Raw genomic sequence first — 21,579 nt, forward strand, 5'->3', positions numbered from 1 at the left:
ACTTCTGTTTCGCTCAGTAGATTCAGAGTTTTATCGAATTTATAGTTAGTGTAAATCTCCTGTTTTTTCCCTTTTTTGGTAAAGAGCAAATTAATGCTTCCGTCTGTTTCGTTAATATTAAAAGCTTTAATGTCATTGGGCTTGGCCGTGGTTTTAATAGGATAAGCCTTGTCCTGGGCATTTAATGTTGACGATAGTAATAGGCAGGCTGCCACTATTCCAAATCCCTTGGTAGTGGCATTAATTTTTTTGATAAATTTCATTTCTAATTTTGTGCTTTTTTATAAAAACTAAGTTCTATGAAAGCACAAAAGGCTACAATACGCATTGCCCGGGATTTTACATACCGGATTCAAGGTAGAACTACACCGGAATAGAGATAAAAATCAACGTTCCGTAACCTAATTTTGAATTTAACTCCAAATTCCCTTTAACAAAATTTATTCTAGATTTCATATTTTGCAGGCCAATACCATTTACTTTGGCATTACCTTCAAAACCTTTCCCGTCGTCTTCTATGGTGCAAGTTAACTGCTTATCTATAAGTTCTATTTGTATATCCAGATTTTTTGCTTGGGCATGTTTAATCACATTGTTTACAGCTTCCTGAATTACCCTATACAACATAATCTCTATGTTTCTATCTAATCTTTTATCAATGCCATGTGCACCAAAACTAATTTCTACCACCTTAGAATCGATTACACTGACAAAATTTTCTATAGCATTTATCAACCCATTTTTCAACAAGGAATCAGGCATCATTCTATGAGATATGCTACGCATTTCTTGAGAGCTTTCGGCCATCAATCCTATTGTTTTTTTAAATGTTTGTTTGGCTTCTATTGATGCGAAACTGATCTGCTCCTTTAGTGTACTCATGTTCATATTTACTACTGAAAGCATTTGCCCAATGCCATCATGCAAATCGGAAGCAATACGTGTACGTTCATTTTCTTCGGCTTCTATTACCGCTCTTGTGGCTTTTTCTTGTTGCATGGCAATTTCTTCTTGTAATCTTGCCCTGTGCTCTATTTTCTTTCTACGATTGTGCTGATATACGATAATTCCAGTTAGTACAAACAAACCAACAATAATACCAATGGTGGTGTTTCTTTTGCTAATCTCTAATTGTTGTATGGTGGTTTGCTTATGGAGCAATGAAATTTTTTGGTTGGCATTTCTACCCTGCAGTTCTTTTTGTCTTATGATATTTTTTTGGTGGCCAAGATCTAAATCTTTATTCAGCAAACTTATTTTATTTTTTTCTAACAACAGGTTATTAGAATTGAGAAGCAGTTCCTTGTTTTGCAGGTTAAGTTGCTGTATAGTGTTAGTTTTGGTTAACAACGCTATTTGAGATTGCTTTTTTTGTGTTTGATATTTGACATTCATTTCTTGAATTTGTGAGTTCAATGCCGCTTTGTAATTCTCTTCTGCTAAAGTATCGCGTTTATTAGAATATAAATAAGCAGAATCATTCTTACCTAATTGATGGTAATTATCAGCAAGGGCACCGTACATTTTTTCTAAATTTCTATTGTTTTTAGACTTTTTCTCTAATTCAATGGCCAATAAATTATATTTCAATGCATTACTATAATCTTCTATTTGGTAATATGTGCGCCCCAGATTTTGATAAATACCTCCTAGATTGGTGTAATTTCCAACTTTTTTAGACCATTTTTCTGCCTCTATAAAATATTCTATTGCCTTTGGTTTATTGTTAAGTATTGATTTTATAGTTGCAAGATTCATATAAAGCATTGCCAATACCACTTCAATTTTCTCGGCTTTAGCCAATTCTATCGCTTGCATATAAACATCTCCTGCTTTTCCCCATTCTTTTAGCTCCTTATAGGCCACCCCTAAGGAATTTAATGCAATTAAATAAGTACGTCTCTCTTTCAGATTTTTTGCAATAGCAATATCTTGTTGCAAAAAATCAACCGCAGAGCGATAATCTTTTTGCCTAATGTAGGTATTTGCAATATCGCCGTAACATTTGGCTATGGCTGTCTCGTCTTTTAGTTTTTCGTATCCTCTTAAGGCTTCAAATAAAAACTTTAGTCCTTCGCTGTGCTTTCCTATTCCACTTAGGGCGGCTCCATTATTTTGTTTAGCTTGGCAAATAAGCATTAAGTCTCCCGCCTTTTCTGCATACCCAATAGCTTTAGTATGATAAATAATAGCACTATCAGCCAATCCCATATTCAATAAAATTACCCCTTTTATATTATAAGTAAGTGCTTCCTTGTTAGCTATTTTATATTTATCTGCCAAAAAAACAGCAGAATCTATATACAGTTTAGCTTTCTTTAAGCTCACATTAAAATTACTTCTAGTTGATACAACAAGTTGATCTATTTTATTTGGTACATCAACCACTTTGGCAGATTGAGCGAAAGAGCATACCCTAAGTATTACAAGAAGAAATGTTACACTAGGTAATTTAAACATAATTGTTCGATATTTTTTTTCAAATATAATTTTATTCTTTACTTTCAACTAATGAACCAAAATAATATATATATTATTGATGACCACCAACTTGTGATAGATGGAATACAGCTAATGGTAGCTGGAAATGGCATCAATGTAGTAGGTAGTAGCAACTCTGCAAAAACAGCTTTAGAAGAAATTATCACTCTAAAACCTGACTTGGTTATTTCTGACATAAGTATGCCCGAAATAACCGGTGTTGAACTAGTAAAACGATTAAAGCAGCAAATGCCTGCGTTAAAAATCCTAATGCTATCTATGTTTGACAATCCGACACTGCTTAATGATCTAATGCATAGTAATATTAATGGCTTTGTATTAAAGAATAAAGGAAAAGACGAATTACTCTATGCCATAGAACAGATAGCTAAAGGGCATGTCTATTTTTCTACAGAGATTATGCAATATTTGTTAAGCTTCAAAAAAAACAATAATTCGCCACACCTGACGCTACGTGAAATAGAAATAATTAAACTATTGGATAAAGGTTTAAATTCTTCGCAAATGGCAAATACACTTTTCATTAGCGAAAATACAGTAGAAACCCATCGTCGTAATATTTTAAGAAAAACCGATACACACTCGGCAACAGAGCTTTTAAGATATGCAAGAGATAACAAATTGATATAAAACAAGAAAGAGCTTTAAATAAGAATTCTCTTTCTTCTTTATTTTTTAATTACGAATTATTTTTATTATCTCAGTTCTCCCTACTTTTAACAAGTAAACGCCATTTTCAAATCGTTTAAGGTCTATTTCTGCAGTTCCTTCTGCATCTAGTGTTTGGGTAAGTAATTGCTTACCTGTTATGTCATATAATACAGCCTGTTGCCACGGATTTGATTTTATTGTAACCTTATGGCCTGTGGGATTAGGCCAAGCAATTACATTCTCCTTATTTAAGGATAACTTTACCACGCTAATCTCACTAAAACCAAAATCGCCATCATTATCTACATTTTTTATGCGATAGTAATTATCACCATTTTGTGCCGAAAAGTCTGTATAGTTGTAAGACTTTGTAGCATTAGGTTTAATAACTGCTATAGCCTTAAAATTTATACCATCTGTACTTCGTTCTACCTCGTAACGTGATAAATTAACTTCGGTTGCTGTTGCCCAATAAAGTTTTATCTGACTTACGCTTGGCTTAGCCGTAAAAGCAGACCATGTAACAGGCATAGCACTATCATTAGTAATTACCCTTACACGATTGTTTACTACGTCTGTAAAATAAATATGTCCATTATTGTCAACCACCATAGATGCAATTTCTTCTGCCGTTGATAAATTCACATTAACATCATCCTTAACACCGCCGCCACTGGCGAAAGAGCGATATACGGTTTCGGTATTAGTTGCCAATGCCAGTTTATAAACCACTCTAGAAAAAGCATTTGATTTATAACTGTAATATAAATTGTTACGTGATGGATCAATTGTAAGTGTAACATTAAAGCCACTGGTACCACCTGTAAAAGTTCTTATAGTAGTTATCCTACCGGCCACAATATCTAATTTTCTAATTTTCGAAAAATTATTAAAAAAGTAAAGCATACCATTATTATCCGCAACAATATGACTTGCATTAATAGCAGCTTCTGCCGTCGCTACATCATCTCCTGTATTATATCCCCCTCCAGCAATTCTCGTGATGATCCCCGTAGCAACGGCAATTTTTCTAATAAATGTATTATCTTGGATAAAATAAATATCACCATTGGGGGCTATAGTCAACCCTGTTGGAAAAACTTGAGCCGATGTAGCCAATCCATTATCACCCGTGTTGCCTCTAGTTCCCGTTCCGGCAACAATATAAACTTTGTTATTGGCAATATTTACCTTCTTAATATATTGGCTATCCCAGAAATAGAGGTTTCCTGCTGCATCTGTATGTACATAATTAGGATTTGAATTTATGGAAACACTTGTAGCCAGAAGATTATCGTATTGGTTAGCGGGGGTACTGATTGCTGTTCCGGTGCCCACGTAAGTAGATATTAGCCTAGTGGTGGCTGTAACTTTTCTAATTCTAGCATAGTCTATAATAAATAAATCACCCGATGAATTAAGGGCTATACTTTTAGGTTCGTTTATTTTAGCATTAATAGCCAACAAACCATCGCCAGCAAAAATCCCAGCGCCATTGCCCGCATAAGTTTGTGCCGTTTTGGCCGTAACATCAACCTTTAACAAACTATAATCCAAAGCAATGTACACATCATCGGTATTAGGTATGGTAGCTACAGACATAATTACCTTCGATGGATGACGGTACACCCTTGAAATAATACCTGTGGCCAAATCTATTTTACGCATGTCAGTAGAAAGATTGCTCGTAATAAACAAGCTGTTGTTATTTATAGAAAGTTTACAAGGATAATAGAGCGTAGCCATGGTTGCCAATCCTCCATCGCCACTACTACCTCCATTTCCAGAAATACCTGCTATTGTGCTTATTGTATTTGTATTGGCCTCAATTTTATGAACAATATGTTTTGCATAGTTTGCCAAGTATATATTACCTGCCTGATCAACTTCAATTCCTGAAGTACCATCAAAATGCGACTCATTTACAGATGTCAAAATCGTACTGATAATTCCTGTGCTTAAATTTATTTTACGTAAAGCACCATAGCATGACAGCAATAAATTCCCGTTACCATCTAGCTTTAAATCTACTGGATTGTTCATCCCTGCATTTGTAGCTAAACCACCATCGCCAGAATGTATATTTGATCCATTTCCACCTATTAAAGTAATGGTATTAGTAAGCACATGTATTTTATACACCTTACGTGCGTAGGCATCAGAAAAGTAAACATCTTCTCCCGATGGTGCTACGGCCAAGCCCATTGGTCTATCCATAGCTACTTTTGTTGCTGGCAAGGAAGTATTTAAATCGCCATAGTACCCATTACCTGCCAGTGTAGTAATGATTCCTGTGGCCACATCTATTTTTCTTATCCTACGATTTTCATAATCGGCTATATAAATATTACCACTAGCATCGGTAGCTAATCCACCACCCCGTAACATCATTGCTGCTTTTGTTTTCAAATCAGTATCTCCTGCTCCACCTCCCGCATAAGTAGCAACTGTTTGTGCCTTAATGTAAAACGATAGAAATAGAATTAAAATGGTAAAAGTCCTTTTCATACAGTTATAAATTATTCCTCTACAAATTTCTGTACATATCTAACGCAAGTAAATACCTTACATGCTGTATTTTAACTACTGTAAATCCAGTATAAACTGCCATCTATTCACTACAAAACACTAACTACCAGACAATTATTCAGTTAAAACTAAAATACCATGTCAATATTTCCGAATTTTAAAATCAATTAATCGATGGCATCTGTTTTGACCTTAGCGTATTAACTACAAAGTAAAAGAACAACTAAAACTTGGAGTTCTTGGCGTCTTTGTGGTTTATAAATAAGAAGAAAACAACATTATGAATTTTAACAATTTTACAATAAAAGCCCAAGAGGCTGTTCAAAAAGCCTCTGAAATTGCACAAGGCAACCAACAACAGGCCATAGAAACAGCACATCTGTTAAAAGGCTTGTTAACTGTTGATGAGAATGTTATTTCCTACGTTTTAAAAAAATTAAACGTAAACCTAAACGCACTTAACCAAAAGTTAGATGAGGATATTGCCAAATTCCCTAAAGTGAGTGGTAGTAATATTTACTTATCTTCTAGTGCAAATACAGCATTACAAAAAGCACAAAATTTCTTAAAAGAATTTAAAGACGAGTTTGTTTCTGTAGAACATGTACTTTTAGGAATTTTAGCAGCAAATGATGCTACAGCTAAGTTATTAAAAGACCAAGGCGTAAACGAAAAAGACCTTAAAAAAGCCATTACCGAATTGCGTGGAGATAATCGTGTAACCGATCAAAATGCCGAAGCTACTTACCAAGCTTTGGGCAAATATGCACGTAACCTAAACGAATATGCCGAAAGCGGAAAGTTAGATCCCGTAATTGGTCGTGATGAAGAAATTAGAAGGGTAATCCAAATTCTATCTCGTAGAACGAAAAACAACCCTATCTTAATTGGTGAGCCAGGCGTGGGTAAAACTGCCATTGCCGAAGGCATCGCTTTTAGGATTATCAAGGGCGATGTGCCTGAAAACCTAAAATCGAAAGTGGTGTATTCTTTAGACATGGGAGCGCTTATCGCGGGAGCTAAGTATAAAGGCGAATTTGAAGAACGTTTAAAAGCCGTAGTAAAAGAAGTTACGCAGAGCGATGGCGAAATTGTGCTTTTTATTGATGAGATACACACTTTAGTGGGTGCTGGCGGTGGCGAAGGCGCCATGGACGCAGCAAACATCTTAAAACCTGCCCTAGCCCGTGGCGAATTGAGGGCTATTGGCGCAACCACGCTAGATGAATATCAGAAATACTTAGAAAAAGACAAAGCTTTAGAGCGCCGTTTCCAAAAAGTAATGGTAGATGAACCCGATACGCAAGATGCCATTTCTATTTTGCGTGGCTTAAAAGAACGTTACGAAACCCACCATAAGGTGCGTATCAAAGACGAAGCCATTATAGCCGCCGTAGAAATGAGCCAACGTTACATTGCCGATCGCTTTTTGCCCGATAAAGCCATCGACTTAATGGACGAAGCAGCATCGAAATTACGTATGGAGATGGACAGTGTGCCAGAAAATGTAGATGCTTTAGATCGTGAAATTATGCGCTTAGAAATTGAAAGAGAGGCTATTAAACGTGAGAAAGACGACAACAAAGTAAAAGAACTGAGCGGACAAATTGCTAACCTTTCTGCAGAGCGAGATGAGTTTAAAGCAAAATGGCAAGGCGAAAAAGATTTGGTAGATGCCATTAATACTGAAATTGAACAAATTGAAGCTTACAAATTAGAGGCAGAACAAGCAGAACGTGCCGGCGATTACGGAAAAGTAGCTGAATTACGTTACGGCAAAATAAAAGAAGCACAAGACAAAGTTGAAAAATTGAAAGCCGATTTGGAAAGTCGTCAGGATGAAAGCCGTATGCTGAAAGAAGAAGTAACTGCCGATGATATTGCTGGTGTAGTTGGTCGTTGGACAGGTATCCCGGTAACCAAATTGGTATCGAGCGAACGCGAAAAACTGCTACATTTAGAAGAAGAACTGCACAAACGTGTAGCGGGGCAAGATGAAGCTATCGAAGCCATTTCTGATGCGATCCGTCGCTCACGTGCAGGCCTGCAAGATAAACGTAAACCCATTGGTTCGTTCATTTTCTTAGGTACAACTGGTGTAGGTAAAACCGAACTGGCCAAAGCTTTAGCCGAGTTTTTGTTTAACGATGAAAACGCCATGACCAGAATTGACATGAGCGAGTACCAAGAGCGCCATGCGGTAAGCCGTTTAATTGGTGCGCCTCCAGGATATGTAGGCTACGATGAAGGTGGTCAGTTGACTGAGGCGGTACGAAGAAAACCATATTCGGTGGTGTTGCTAGATGAGATTGAGAAAGCCCATCCAGATGTATTCAATATTTTATTGCAAGTATTAGATGACGGCAGATTGACGGATAACAAAGGTCGTGTAGTGAATTTTAAAAACACCATCATCATCATGACTTCTAACATTGGTTCGCACTTAATTCAAGATAATTTCAAAAACTTGGATGATGAAAATCGTGATGAAGTGGTGGCCAAAACAAAGAATGAGTTATTCGAATTACTAAAACAAACCATCCGTCCAGAGTTTTTAAATAGAATTGACGAGCTGATTATGTTTACCCCGTTAAACAGAACAGAAATCAGAGATATTGTGAGCTTGCAGTTCAAACACGTACAAGATACTTTAACCGAAATGGGCATTACCATGGAAGCAAGCGATGAAGCTTTAGATTGGTTGGCAGAACTCGGTTACGATCCTCAGTTTGGAGCAAGACCATTAAAGAGAGTGATACAAAAGCGTATTTTGAATGAATTATCTAAAGAAATACTAGCCGGCAAAATAGATAAGGACAGTAAAATCAAGTTAGATATGTTCGATCATCAGTTTGTTTTCTTAAATACCTAAAAAAGATATAATTTTTTAATGGTTTGCTTTTGGCAATCACTCTAAATTCGCACTATCAATTTATAAGTGGGTGGAAACACCCACTTATTTATTAAAACAGCATTGAAATACCTAGCCCCTACTTTTTCTTCCTTATTAAATTTGTATTATAAAAATGCTACCTCTATCTTAAATTTCACTAAAACAGTCTTAAAATAACGTTATACACAGACTATATTTTGCAGTTTTATTCCTATTATTAAATAATTAGACACAGACATAAAATGCAAACAACTGAAAAATAATTGGTTGCATAATTTTCAGCATATTTTCTAAAAATATTTGCAAAAAATAATAAAAACAGTACTTTTGTGTCATTCAAAAACACGGTGGCTGTAGCTCAGTTGGTTAGAGTATTGGTTTGTGGTGCCGAGGGTCGTGGGTTCGAGCCCCATCAGCCACCCCGAGTTTTAAAAGCAGTTCTGAAAAGAACTGCTTTTTTATTTGAAATGTTTTGGATAAAGCGAAAAAACACTAACCATTATAATATTATTACTACTAAAAGAAATTTTAAACTTTTTTGAGTTTCTGCGGTAGAAATTATATCTTTGCACCACCTTAAAGGAAATAACTTTGGTTACTTTCTTATAGAGAGGCCTCCATAGCTCAGCTGGATAGAGCACCGGTTTTCTAAACCGTAGGTCACAGGTTCGAATCCTGTTGGGGGTACAAAAAGCCGTTTTTAATTAAGTTTAAAGGCGGTTTTTATTTTTAACAAACAATATACCCCACAGTTTGAGTAGATTACCATAAAATTGTCATCAAACCAAACTTATCAGCCTGTGCTTTACCTACAAATGCTACTTATTCATTAACTTTGAAACAATGCAAACCGTTCTATCGCCCCTATCTAGCATTGGGGAGGAAAGTCCGGGCAACACAGAGCATCTCGCTTCCTAACGGGAAGGAGTTTGGGAATGAAGACCTAAATTACGGAAAGTGCCACAGAAAACAGACCTCCCAACGTAAATTGGGGAAGGGTGAAAACGTGAGGTAAGAGCTCACGAGCTTTGCCAGTGATGGCGAAGTTGGTAAACCCCGGGAGTTGAAAGACCAAATAGGCTAACGCACGTAGGGCTGCTCGTCCGATGTTAGTGGGTAGGTCGTTAGAGATAAACGGCAACGTTTATAGTAGATTAATGATAGAAGTCCCGATTTATCGGGAAACAGAACCCGGCTTACAGGTTTGCATTTTTAAACGATTATCTTTTCAACAAATACCTTTTTCTAGTACCAGAAAAAGGTATTTTAGTTAATACTGTTCCAATTTCAGCAAAAACTTAGCACCTACACGGGCAAAACATCCAGATATAGCGCAAACCCAAACGCTAGCATTAAACTTTACAAATGCAAAACTAACTTTATGATATAAATTGTACTTTGGTAACAATTAAAAACATGCAACATCTAACAATGCACTACGTCTTCTTTAAGAAGAAAATTTAACACGTATAAACCCTAACTAACTAAAAATGAAAAAACACTTATGGTTAATTCCTGCGGCGGCATTATTAGCTTTTAATGCCAATGCCCAGGAAATTAAGAAAGCTGAAAAACCAGCCGACACCACCAAAAAGGTAGCGCCAACAACGCCCCCTGCCCCTCCAAAGCCAACCGTGGCCGACAAAATTAAATCTAGCAAGAAAATTGATGGACTCTTTACCCTGTACAAAGATACTGTAACGGGTAGCTTGCAATTGTACGTAAAGAAAGAACAGCTAGATAAAGATTACATCTATCAAAGTTTTTCAATGGGCGGCCCAACCAAATTGTTCTTAAACCAGAACATGATTAGAAGCACCAAACTGTTTCACATTAAACAAGTTGATGATAAAATTGAGTTCTTGGAAAAAAACACTTCCTTTTATTATGACCCTACCAATCCTGTAAGCAAAGCCGCTAACGTGGATGTGTCTGATGCAGTGTTTTTTGCTGATAAGTATAGCGCAAAAGACAAAGAAGGCTATTTAATTTCGGTAGATGGCTTGTTTTTAAGCGATAAACTTGACCCAGTAAAACCGATGACCCCTCCAGGATTGCCCCCAGGCGCCATGTTTAACCTAGGAAATTTGAATGTAGCGAAATCAAAATACCAAAATGTAAAATCTTTTGATGGCAACACCGATGTGGTGGTTGATTTGGCATACGATAACCCTATGCCGTTTAACGGTGGCGGCAAAGACATTACCGATGCCAGGTACGTTCGTGTAAAAATGCAACATTCTTTTTTAGAAGTTCCACAAAATGATTTCAGACCTCGTAGAGATGACCCAAGAATAGGTTATTTTGGCGCCGAAGTAGATAACTTAACTTCTGTAGGCGCTACCCCTTACAAAGATTTCATTAGTCGTTGGCATTTAAAGAAGAAAAATCCTAATGCAAAGTTAAGCGAACCTGTAGAGCCCATAGTTTTCTGGATTGAAAATACCACACCCATAGAGTATCGTGCCATTATTAAAGAGGCTGGAGAGAAATGGAACGAAGCTTTTGAAAAGGCGGGGTTCAAAAATGCGGTAGTGATGAAACAAATGCCAGACAATGCCACATGGGATCCATCAGATATTTCTTACAACGTAATACGCTGGGTATCGTCGGCATACCCTTCTTATGGTGCAATTGGCCCAAGTTTCTTCAACCCATTAACCGGACAAATTTTAGGTGCCGATATTACCGTAGAATGGAAATCTGGTGCGGGTACCGCAGTACAAGACGATTTGTATAATGGTAGCCCAGCTATGGCAATGAACCTGCCTTGGGAAAATCCGGCAGAAGCCTTGGCTTTAACACAACAGGGTGCATCGCAAAAATACGGTAAAAACCATGCCGCTTTTTGTTCGCTAGCACAAGAACTAAGCATGCAATATCAAACCGGTTTAGCCGCTATCGAGGTATTAGATGCCAATGTGCCCGAAGCAGCCAGAGCAGCTACCGTTAAAGAAATGCACAAACAATTCTTGTACTACCTAATTATGCACGAAATGGGCCACACCCTAGGCTTAAACCACAACATGAAAGCGAGCCAGATGCTAAGCCCAGCACAAATGAACGATAAAAGCTTAACACGTAAAATTGGTTTACAAGGTTCGGTAATGGATTACCCAGCCATTAACGTAAGCAGCGATCGTAGCAAACAAGGCGATTACTACACTACCAAAGCCGGACCTTACGATTTATGGGCTATCGAATACGGCTATACGCCTTTTAATGAGAAAGATGAAGAAGCCGGATTAAATAAAATATTAAGCAGAAGTACCGACCCTCAATTAGCTTTCGGTAACGATGCAGACGATATGCGCAGCCCAGGTAGTGGTATAGACCCAAGGGTAAACGTTAACGACCATACCAATGACATGGTAACCTATGGCGAAGACCGTTTCAAATTGATCAACACCATGATCCCTAAATTAAAAGACCGCTTTGCAAAGCCTAACCAAAGTTACCATGATTTGCGCAGCAAATATCAGCAATTAAATGGTCAGCGTGCCAGTATAGCTGCCGCTTTAAGCCGTTACATTGGTGGTGTTTACGTAGATCGTAGTTTTGTTGGTCAGCAAGCCACAACTGCCCCTTTTACCCCTGTACCAGAAGCTTATCAAAAGAAAGCTTTGGCCCTGTTAAGCACCTATGTTTTTGCACCAAATGCTTTTGATGCCGATAAAGCGTTGTTCCCTTACTTACAAATTCAACGTAGAGGTTTTGGTTTCTTTGGCAATAACGAAGATATTAAACCACAGAGCACTTTCTTAGCCATACAGTTGGGCACTTTGGCGCAATTGTTACATCCAGCCACATTAAGTAGAATTAACAACAGTGGTTTATATGGCAATACTTATGCCGTAGCTAATGTAATGAGCGATTTAACTAATGATATTTTCGCTGCCGATTTAAAATCAAATGTGAATTTATTCCGTCAGAACTTACAAACTGAATATGTTAAAGCTGCTGCTGCAATTGTTGCCGCATCAACTGGTTACGATAATGCCAGTAAAGCCGCTGCCTTAGCTACCTTAGTTAAAATTAAAGGCCAGTTAGCAACCGCAACAAGTACTGATGAGCAAACCAAAGCACACAGAGCTGCCTTAACTTTCTTAATTGATAAAGCTACTGCGGTAAGCAAATAACAATAAATTATAATATAAAACTCCCCATAAGATTTAATTCCTATGGGGAGTTTTTATTTTCAAACAGCAACCACTTTACCGAAAAGAGTTAGCGTTTTAGTACCTCTGCAATAATTTCATAAGACCGCAACCTAGCCCTGTGGTCAAAAATGTGTGAAGTTACCATCAGTTCATCTACCTTGGTGTGGTTTAAAAAAGAGGACAACTGCGTAGCCAATTTCTCAGGGCCACCAATAAAAGTAAAAGCTAACATCTGTGCTACAGCAGCTTCTTCAGCCGCCGTCCATAAACCTTCCATACTAGCTACTGGCGGCTGTAAAAGCCTACGTTTATTACTTACAATGCCCGAAAATAAAATTTTTAGCGAAGTAGATAAACGTTCTGCTTCGGCATCCGTATCTGCGGCAATCACGTTTACACAAGAAAGCACGTAAGGCTCTTGTAGTACGTCAGACGGTCTAAAGTTCTTTCTATAAATCTTTATGGCTTCGAAAAAATAGGTGGGTGCAAAATGACTAGCAAAGGCATAGGGCAAACCATACGATGCTGCTAAATGTGCACTTTCTGTACTCGAACCTAAAATCCAGATAGGTACATTGGTGCCCTCTCCAGGTATTGCCCTAACTTTTCCATCGTAATTATCATCACCAAGAAAATGCTGTAATTTACGCACATCTTGAGGAAAATGTTGTGGCGAATGAAAGCGTTCTCCCCTAATTTCATAAGCAGTTAACTGATCGGTTCCTGGTGCTCTTCCTAGCCCTAAATCAATTCTATTGGGATATAAGGTAGCCAAAGTACCAAACTGTTCGGCAATAATTAATGGTGTATGGTTAGGCAACATAATACCCCCAGCACCTACCCTAATAGTATCGGTATGCCCTGCAATATGCCCAATTAGTATCGAAGTAGCAGAACTTGCCACACTAACCATATTATGATGCTCGGCCAACCAATACCTATTATAACCAAGTTTTTCTGTATGTTTTGCCAACGATACACTATTGCTAAACGTAGTAGCAATATCGTGGCCTTCTATAACCCCAGCCAAATCCAAAACCGAATAAGGTACAACTTGTGCCGATTTATCAGTGGCCGATAATTTATTTTCGCTCATTTTTTCAATTTCTATAAAGTATTCATCAAGTTGCCCAACCTAGCAATGGTTTCTTCGTTACGTTTGTAGTAAGTCCACTGCCCTATTCGGGTAGCCGAAACCAAACCTACACGATGTAAAACAGACAAATATTCGGAAATAGTAGATTGTGTTAACCCCGATTTCTTGTGAATATGCCCCACACAAACACCAACATCTATATCGCCACAAGCTGGCATATAATCTATAAAATGTTGTTCGGGGTCTTTCAGCCAAGTCAAAATTTGTAACCTGTTTTTATTGCCAAGTGCCTTAAAAATTTCTACGTCATCCATTGGCACAAACATACATCGATAATTCCCGATATACCTATTGAATTTTAAGAGATGACCTAGAAACGATAATTAGCGAAACTGTACAGCGTAAAAAAGGAATGTTTAAAAGAGCTTAAAACAAGTCTTTTGTTGACAGTGAATTGCTTAGGCTCGTATCGGCTCGTAATAAAATACTGTTGCGCCAGAGCTTAACGATTTTGTTTGTAGAAGTTTCAATGTAATTCTGCCCGTAATTTGGTCAAATAGTTGCAGTCCTTTCCCTTCAATAACGGGGTGAATACAGATTTGTAGCTCATCAATAAGATTACTGTTTAAAAGTTGGATAATCAAGCTTCTACTTCCGATAAGAATGCTTTCCCCTGCTTGTTGTTTAAGTTCCAAAACTTCATTATCAAGAGATCTTTTGGCAAGCGTTGCGCTTTCCCAACCTGTGTTTGGCAGGGTATTAGAAAAAACAACTTTCTGAATTTTATCTATAGAAACAGCAAAATCGTCCATTGATTTTTCGCCAGAAGGATTTTGCAATAAAGTTTGCCAAAACTGCATCAATTGATAAGTTATACGCCCATATAAAATTACCCCGGCATTAGCTATCAACTTAGTATAATGTTGGTGTAGTTCTTCGTCGGCAACTCCCGTTGTATGGTCGCAAACACCATCAAGTGTCATGTTAAATGCTGCAATTACTTTTCTCATATTTTCTGTTTTGATATTTAATCACCATAAATATACCCTAATTTCCGTATCTTTGTATTAACAAAACCCTCGCCCATCCGGGCCACCAAGCCTTCCTAAAACACCAACTATTTCATCCCACATTATAGCGGCATTATAGCGAGGTTATAGCGACCTTATAGCGACTTTATTCCCAATCTAGTTCGAGTGTACTTCGCCTTAACTAGCAGTATAGTACCAGTAAATTAGCAGCAGCCATTGCACCAGCTTTCCAAAATTAGACCTTTTACCGAACAAGCTACCAACCAAATCATAGTAAAAAAACAAGTCATTTATTTCGAACACCTTAACCTCTTAATTCGGTCATTACTTTCGTTACAGCGCTGCACACAACCGCCGTTTGTCGCCTTTGTTTTGTTGTTGGTCGTTGCACAACAAAATAACTGTAATAAGGCATCTCATTTGTTTATCGAACAGAAAAAACACAAAATGAAAAAACTATTTTTAACTACGTTATTTGTATTAATTGGCCTATTGCTAACAAGCTGCAAGAAAAACAGGGAAGAACAGCCCTATCCCGCTAACGAAAAAACCAAATTCAACATCAGTATTGAAAGCTTACCCGGACAAAACAACGCAATAGACGGACTTTCTGCTGTAATCACCATCAAATCTGCTACCGGACATTTGGTAATTGAAAACCAAGCAATTCCCTTAAATCATCGGGGCAACTATGTAAGCGATCCCATCGAACTTCCTAAAGGCAATTACGAATTGGTTAAACTGCTGCTACAACACCAAGGCAACACCTTGTTTGCAACGCCTTGTGCAGGTTCAATCATGGCACAACAGGTTAACAAGCCATTAGCCATCTCCATCAATCTACAAAAAACCGAGCATACTGTAGCCATAGAAGTTTTAGCCGTAACCATTAACCATAAGGCCGAAGACTTTGGCTATACAGGAGAGGTTTTTAACCATCCTCCTCCTATTGATAACGCTGATGATTTTGTATTAAACCTAAAACCGATTTTTAAAGTGGGTAAAATAGTGTACGACAGTATTCCGGCAGTGCTAAACATTACCACCTATCCCCTTCAGGGCAATCCAACTACGCAAACCTACTATATAGCCGCTGGCGGGCAAAAGCTCACTTTAGCTAAAAAAGTAGCCAAGTATAAACTTAGTATTGCTAAATGGGGAATGATAGATGAAGTAGAATTAGAACAAGCCGACATGACAAGCGAAGTGAAGCTCTTTATGGGAGGATCTACAGAGGTAGCTAAAAAAATTAAAACCGAATCGGTTTACCTCTTTTCTGGTGGACGATGGATACCACAAACACGAAAAGAATATAGTTACAATGCCTTAGGGCAAGTAACCCGTATTACACACCTTAGTAAAGCCACCGACGGAAGCCCAGTAACCGACGGTACAGAAGAACTCATTTACCAAGCCAATAACAAGGTGAGCGAAATTCGTTACCAAGTAAATGGCACCAATAAAGTAAATTACTTTTGGTACAAACCAGATGGCAAATTAGAACGTATGAAAGAAATTAATGAAGAAGACACCATTACAGCCGAGGTAAGCTACCTAGCACAGCCGGGTAAAACAGGCATCACCAATAATTATCAAATTGGCGCTACTTACCAATATAGCCGCCGTTATTACAAACAGTATGCAACGGCAGAAATGCAGGGCGGAAATGCCTATATTTACACCAACCATACCTCTCATGGCGATAGCGAAACCACTACCGCTACTTACGATTTCAACATTAATCCCTACGCACACTTAGATATTCCCGATTTTTGGCTCACACAGCTTTCCAAACATAACAGGTTAAACAAATGGAGCAGGTACGAAACATATATCCCAAAATACAACGCCTATCAATTTAGCTACACCTACGATGTGGAGGGGTTTCCTAAAGAAATCATTACCAAGTACAATATTTCCAACACTGCTACTGATGCCTACATTACCAAGACCGTTTTCACTTATTAAAGCAGTACAACTTCATAAATAAATTTCTTAATATTAGCCACAGGCACTCCAATTAAACAAAATGTACTGTGGCTAATTAAAACAAGCTCAAAACTCTTTAAATCATCCTAAAATAAGCACCAATAATTTGACGAAAATCATTATATAATACCAGCTTATAATCATCATATTTGTACTACCTAATCAACCAAAAAAAGCATAGACATGAAAAAATTAAGTTTACTTATCTTATTTGCAGCCTTTGCATTTCTAGCTAAGGCACAAGAAAAACCAACAAAAACAACTAAAATAGAAAAAAAAGAAGTAGAGATTTCTTGTGGAGAATGTATGTTTAAATTACCTGGCAAAGGTTGTGATTTAGCTGTTAGAATAGATGGCGTAGCCTATTTTGTTGATGGCAAAAAAACAGATGACTTTGGCGATGCACATGCCGAGGATGGTTTTTGTAATGCCATTAGAAAGGCAACCGTTACTGGAGAAATAATTAACGGTAGATTTAAAGCAAAAGCAATACAATTGCTAGCAAACAAGAAAACTGAAAAACCAAAGTCTAAATAGTTTTACCGCCACAGGTACACAGCTTTGTTTTAAGAGATAACTTAAACCCTAAATCTATTTATTTTTTAGCTGTGCATCTGTGGCTAAACCGTATCTTTGCTACATGACAAAGTTATCGGTTAACATCAACAAAATTGCCACACTGCGAAACAGCAGGGGCGGCAACAATCCTGATTTGGTAAAAGTAGCACTAGATTGCGAGAAATTTGGTGCAGAAGGCATTACAGTACATCCCCGTCCAGATGAACGACATATCCGCTACCAAGATACTTTCGATTTAAAAGCTGCCATTGCTACCGAATTTAACATAGAAGGAAACTGCCGCGAACAGAAATTTGTAGATTTAGTGTTGGCCAACAAACCTGCACAGGTTACTTTAGTACCAGATGCCGAAGGCCAACTTACCTCGAACCACGGCTGGGACACCATAAAACATCAAGAATACTTGAAACAAATGGTGGCTGTTTTTAAAAACGCAGGCATCCGTGTTTCTATTTTTGTAGATCCGGTGGTAGAAATGGTAGCAGCAGCCTTAACTACAGGAACCGACAGAATTGAGCTTTATACCGAAGCTTACGCCCAACAATACCACAACAATAGAGAAAAAGCAATTGCCCCATATTTGGCCGCGGCGCACAAAGCAAACGAGTTGGGCATAGGCATCAATGCCGGTCACGATTTAGACCTGCATAACCTAAAATACTTTGCACAAACCATCCCCGGGCTATTAGAAGTTTCTATTGGCCACGCCTTAATTAGCGATGCGCTCTACTTAGGGTTAGAAGAAACTATTAAGCGTTATTTAGCACAGCTATCGCAGTATTAAAGTTACAAGTAATAAGTTTTACATTATATTAAACGCCTCTATTTTTTCACTTTTAACTTTCCACGTTTGAATTTCAAGGGCATTTTTCTCGTTCTATTTGGCGCTTGTAGCTTTGGTATCCTCTCTACTTTTGTAAAACTAGCTTACGCCGAAGGTTATACTTTAGGCGATGTTACAGGCACGCAGGCATTGTTTGGAGTAATAATGTTATGGAGCATTTACTTAATTCAACGTCGAACGCAAGCTAAGGCCAAGCCTAAACCAGTTATTAAAACCCATTGGATTAAACTCTTATTAGCTGGTACATTTACCGGCTTGGTGAGCTTAACCTATTACCAATGTGTAAAGTTGGTACCTGCTTCGGTAGCAATTATTTTATTAATGCAGTTTGTTTGGATTACCGTAATACTAGAATTGATTTTCTTTAAAAAGAAACCTAATCGATTGCAAATGCTGGCTATCCTATTCATTTTAGTAGGCACCGTTGCAGCCAGTGGTTATTTCGAGCAATCTGCAGAAAACTTAAGTATAGCAGGTATTGGCTACGGACTAATAGCCGCTTTATGCTACGCCATTTTCCTCATGCTTAATGGTAATCTTGGAAATGAATATCCGCCGATACAAAAAAGCGCATTAATGATTACCGGTGCTTGCATTTTAATTTTCATTGTACTGCCCCCTGCTTTTCTATTTAATGGTGCGCTAAATGGCAGCTTATTAAAATGGGGATTAATTTTGGCTGTTTTTGGAACCGTAATTCCTCCATTATGCTTTGCTGCTGGCATTCCAAAAATTGGTTTAACCATGAGTTCTATTTTAAGTTCGGCAGAATTACCTGTAGCCGTAAGCATGTCGGCATTAGTTTTGCGTGAAGAAGTTAGCCTCATCAGATGGATTGGCGTAGCAATTATTTTATCGTCCATGATACTTCCAAATTTGGAAAACTTAAAGAAAACGGATAAATTAAAATAAAAATTTAAAGCTCCTACCCCTTCCAAGGTATCGGCACAAGCGTATAACTAAAATAATAAGCACCAACAGCGTATTCCCGCTTATTCGCAAAGAGGTAAAAAGGGAGCACTAATTAAAGATTAAAACCATGAAAAAAATACTATCGGCCATACTACTCACCTCTACCCTTTTAGCTTGTAAAAACAGCTCTACCATTAATACCGATGAAGCAGGAAAAGTAATTATTACCTACCTCAAAGGAAATCCAGAGTATAAAACCACCCGATTTAATTTTGGAGAGCTGAGGTTTAATAATGAAAAAGAATATGCGGAGTTAGAAAACTATCGCCAGTTGGCCAACGAAGGCTACATTACCCTAACCCTATTAAGCGCTAAAAAGAAATTCCTTTCTAAAGACAGCAGCTATGTTTACAGCGCCAAACTTACCCAAAAAGCCAGCAATTTTGTTTTAAAGCAAGAAACCGACAAAGCTACTGTTAAAGCCATTACTTACGAGCTAACCGACGAGAAGCCTGTAGATTTCTCTAAAGTAACCGATGTTACCGCAAAAGTGACCGTATCGCTAAAAAAAACCAACACTCCTTTTGCCGCTTTTCAAAAGAAGCCCGAAGAAAACAGTGAATTTCTTACCAAAACCTATCATTTAAAATACGATAAAGAAGAAGGTTGGAAAATAAAGAAATAAAATAAGCGATAAGTTAAAGTGCACTATAACTCAATTCTACAAACGAATGCCCTATTTGGCCCGGCATAGGCGGGTTCATTTTTCGGATGCCCACTTTTGCTGTAAGTATAAAAGGATAGCTTTCTTTAACAGCAGCTAACATATTCTTTACTACAGTTTCTAAAAGTTTCTGAGTTTGCTTCATTTCCTGTAGAACAATATGGTTAAGCACTTCGTAATTAACTGTTTTAGCTAAGTTTTCAGTATCATTGCTAGGTGTAAATGTTACTTCTACATCTACCATAAAAATACCACCAATTAATTGTTCTTCGGGATAAAACCCATGGTACGCATGGCAACTAACATCTCTTAAAGCAACGGTTTGAGTGTACATTTTCTCTAAAGTTTTGCGAATACAATTATACCTAAATTTTGTTTAGGGATTGAGGTATTTTACTAACTTTGGTTATAACCAATTAAAAACCTAAATCCTTTTAAAATGAGTAAATCTGCAAGAAAAGATCTTTACGAAGCACCAGATTATTATTTGATAGACGAACTTTTATCTGAAGAACATTTATTAATCCGTGCCTCGGTTAGAGACTGGGTTAAGAAGGAAGTAAGTCCAATTATCGAAGATTATGCACAACGAGCAGAATTCCCGAAACAACTTATTAAAGGACTGGGAGAAATTGGCGCCTTTGGCCCTACTATTCCGGTAGAATATGGCGGAGCAGGTTTAGATTATACTGCCTACGGCATTATTATGCAGGAAATTGAACGAGGCGATTCGGGTATCCGCTCTACGGCTTCGGTACAGGGCTCGTTGGTAATGTATCCCATTTATACCTACGGAACAGAAGAACAGCGTAAAAAATACCTCCCTAAATTAGCCACCGGCGAGTTGATGGGCTGTTTTGGCTTAACAGAACCAGATCATGGCTCTAATCCGGGCGGCATGGTAAGCAATATTAAAGACAAAGGCGACCATTACCTATTAAATGGCGCTAAAATGTGGATTTCTAATGCCCCTTTTGCCGATATTGCGGTGGTTTGGGCCAAAGATGAAGAAGGTAAAATTAGAGGAATGATTTTAGAGCGTGGAATGGAAGGCTTTAGCACCCCAGAAACGCACAACAAATGGAGTTTAAGAGCTTCGGCAACTGGAGAACTGGTATTTGATAACGTAAAAGTGCCTAAAGAAAACATTTTTCCAGACATTAAAGGCTTAAAAGGCCCATTGGGCTGTTTAAACCAAGCCCGTTACGGTATTGCTTGGGGCGCTTTGGGTGCCGCTATGGATTGCTACGATACCGCCCTACGCTATGCTAAAGAACGTGAACAATTTGGCAAGCCCATTGGCGGTTTCCAATTGCAACAAAAGAAGTTAGCCGAGATGATTACCGAAATTACCAAAGGACAATTGTTGGTTTGGCGTTTAGGTCAGTTAAAAAGCGAAAACAGGGCTACTGCCGAACAAATCTCGATGGCTAAACGTAATAGCGTAGAAATAGCTTTAGATATTGCCCGCAATGCCCGTCAAATGTTGGGTGGCATGGGCATTACTGGCGAATATTCTATTATGCGCCACATGATGAACCTAGAATCGGTAGTAACTTACGAAGGTACGCACGATGTGCATCTGCTCATTACAGGAATGGATGTAACGGGATTAAATGCTTTTAAGTAACCCAATACCACAACGGATCAGGATTTTAGGATTGACAAG

16 protein-coding genes, 2 tRNA genes and 1 other RNA gene are annotated in these 21,579 nt (G+C 38.0%); 12 read left to right on the top strand and 7 right to left on the bottom strand.

Annotated features, from left to right (window positions below; all coding sequences use genetic code 11):
- Together B3I52_RS07540 and B3I52_RS07545 are read right to left on the bottom strand one after the other, a co-directional pair.
- A partial coding sequence (locus tag B3I52_RS07540; protein WP_293300051.1) for a hypothetical protein occupies positions 1–263 on the bottom strand: 263 nt, incomplete at its 3' end.
- Positions 264–363: 100 nt separating this feature from the next.
- Positions 364–2,460, bottom strand: coding sequence for a tetratricopeptide repeat-containing sensor histidine kinase (locus B3I52_RS07545; RefSeq protein ID WP_293300053.1), 2,097 nt, complete (start codon positions 2,458–2,460; stop codon positions 364–366).
- A gap of 51 nt (positions 2,461–2,511) precedes the next feature.
- Between B3I52_RS07545 and B3I52_RS07550 the strand changes: the two genes are divergently transcribed.
- Complete coding sequence (locus B3I52_RS07550) at positions 2,512–3,132, top strand: response regulator (protein WP_293300054.1); 621 nt, start codon at positions 2,512–2,514, stop codon at positions 3,130–3,132.
- A gap of 45 nt (positions 3,133–3,177) precedes the next feature.
- Here the strand turns inward: B3I52_RS07550 and B3I52_RS07555 are convergent, their stop codons facing one another.
- On the bottom strand, positions 3,178–5,661 hold the full coding sequence (locus B3I52_RS07555) for a T9SS type A sorting domain-containing protein (protein WP_293300055.1): 2,484 nt from the start codon (positions 5,659–5,661) through the stop codon (positions 3,178–3,180).
- A gap of 301 nt (positions 5,662–5,962) precedes the next feature.
- Here B3I52_RS07555 and clpB point away from each other — a divergent pair, with 301 nt between their 5' ends.
- From clpB to B3I52_RS07580, 5 genes are all read left to right on the top strand, one after another.
- Complete coding sequence (gene clpB / locus B3I52_RS07560; RefSeq protein WP_293300057.1) at positions 5,963–8,554, top strand: ATP-dependent chaperone ClpB; 2,592 nt, start codon at positions 5,963–5,965, stop codon at positions 8,552–8,554.
- A gap of 368 nt (positions 8,555–8,922) precedes the next feature.
- Positions 8,923–8,996: transfer RNA gene (locus B3I52_RS07565), tRNA-His, on the top strand.
- A 192-nt stretch (positions 8,997–9,188) separates the two neighbouring features.
- Positions 9,189–9,262, top strand: a tRNA-Arg gene (locus tag B3I52_RS07570).
- Positions 9,263–9,417: 155 nt separating this feature from the next.
- An RNA gene (rnpB, locus tag B3I52_RS07575) (RNase P RNA component class A) lies at positions 9,418–9,790 on the top strand.
- A gap of 275 nt (positions 9,791–10,065) precedes the next feature.
- A complete protein-coding gene (locus B3I52_RS07580) occupies positions 10,066–12,714 on the top strand; it encodes a zinc-dependent metalloprotease (RefSeq protein ID WP_293300059.1) in 2,649 nt (882 codons plus the stop codon).
- 88 nt (positions 12,715–12,802) lie between these two features.
- On the opposite strand, the gene B3I52_RS07585 is transcribed toward B3I52_RS07580, so the two are convergent.
- The 3 genes from B3I52_RS07585 to B3I52_RS07595 all read right to left on the bottom strand — a co-directional run bounded on the left by B3I52_RS07585 (position 12,803) and on the right by B3I52_RS07595 (position 14,841).
- Positions 12,803–13,831, bottom strand: a complete 1,029-nt coding sequence (locus B3I52_RS07585) for an LLM class flavin-dependent oxidoreductase (protein WP_293300061.1) — start codon at positions 13,829–13,831, stop codon at positions 12,803–12,805.
- Positions 13,832–13,842: 11 nt separating this feature from the next.
- Complete coding sequence (locus B3I52_RS07590) at positions 13,843–14,145, bottom strand: ArsR/SmtB family transcription factor (protein WP_293300063.1); 303 nt, start codon at positions 14,143–14,145, stop codon at positions 13,843–13,845.
- Positions 14,146–14,289: 144 nt separating this feature from the next.
- A complete protein-coding gene (locus tag B3I52_RS07595; protein ID WP_293300065.1) occupies positions 14,290–14,841 on the bottom strand; it encodes a dihydrofolate reductase family protein in 552 nt (183 codons plus the stop codon).
- 468 nt (positions 14,842–15,309) lie between these two features.
- On the opposite strand from B3I52_RS07595, the gene B3I52_RS07600 reads away from it, so the two are divergent.
- From B3I52_RS07600 to B3I52_RS07620, 5 genes are all read left to right on the top strand, one after another.
- Positions 15,310–16,830, top strand: a complete 1,521-nt coding sequence (locus tag B3I52_RS07600) for a hypothetical protein (protein WP_293300067.1) — start codon at positions 15,310–15,312, stop codon at positions 16,828–16,830.
- 204 nt (positions 16,831–17,034) lie between these two features.
- Positions 17,035–17,388 (top strand): DUF6370 family protein, encoded by a 354-nt coding sequence (locus tag B3I52_RS07605; protein ID WP_293300068.1) that lies wholly within the window; start codon positions 17,035–17,037, stop codon positions 17,386–17,388.
- 103 nt (positions 17,389–17,491) lie between these two features.
- Entirely contained in the window at positions 17,492–18,214 is a 723-nt protein-coding gene (locus tag B3I52_RS07610; protein ID WP_293300070.1) for a pyridoxine 5'-phosphate synthase, read from the top strand.
- Between the two features lie 66 nt (positions 18,215–18,280).
- Positions 18,281–19,186 carry an EamA family transporter gene (locus B3I52_RS07615; RefSeq protein ID WP_293300072.1) on the top strand — a complete coding sequence of 302 codons (906 nt, stop codon included), beginning with the start codon at positions 18,281–18,283 and terminating at the stop codon, positions 19,184–19,186.
- Between the two features lie 127 nt (positions 19,187–19,313).
- Positions 19,314–19,871, top strand: a complete 558-nt coding sequence (locus B3I52_RS07620; RefSeq protein WP_293300074.1) for a hypothetical protein — start codon at positions 19,314–19,316, stop codon at positions 19,869–19,871.
- Positions 19,872–19,884: 13 nt separating this feature from the next.
- On the opposite strand, the gene B3I52_RS07625 is transcribed toward B3I52_RS07620, so the two are convergent.
- Positions 19,885–20,244, bottom strand: coding sequence for a dihydroneopterin aldolase (locus tag B3I52_RS07625; RefSeq protein WP_293300076.1), 360 nt, complete (start codon positions 20,242–20,244; stop codon positions 19,885–19,887).
- Positions 20,245–20,349: 105 nt separating this feature from the next.
- Between B3I52_RS07625 and B3I52_RS07630 the strand changes: the two genes are divergently transcribed.
- Positions 20,350–21,540, top strand: a complete 1,191-nt coding sequence (locus B3I52_RS07630; protein ID WP_293300078.1) for an acyl-CoA dehydrogenase family protein — start codon at positions 20,350–20,352, stop codon at positions 21,538–21,540.
- Positions 21,541–21,579: the final 39 nt, after the last annotated feature.

Origin of the sequence: Pedobacter sp. UBA4863, assembly GCF_002399615.1 — a bacterium.
GTDB lineage: Bacteria > Bacteroidota > Bacteroidia > Sphingobacteriales > Sphingobacteriaceae > Pedobacter.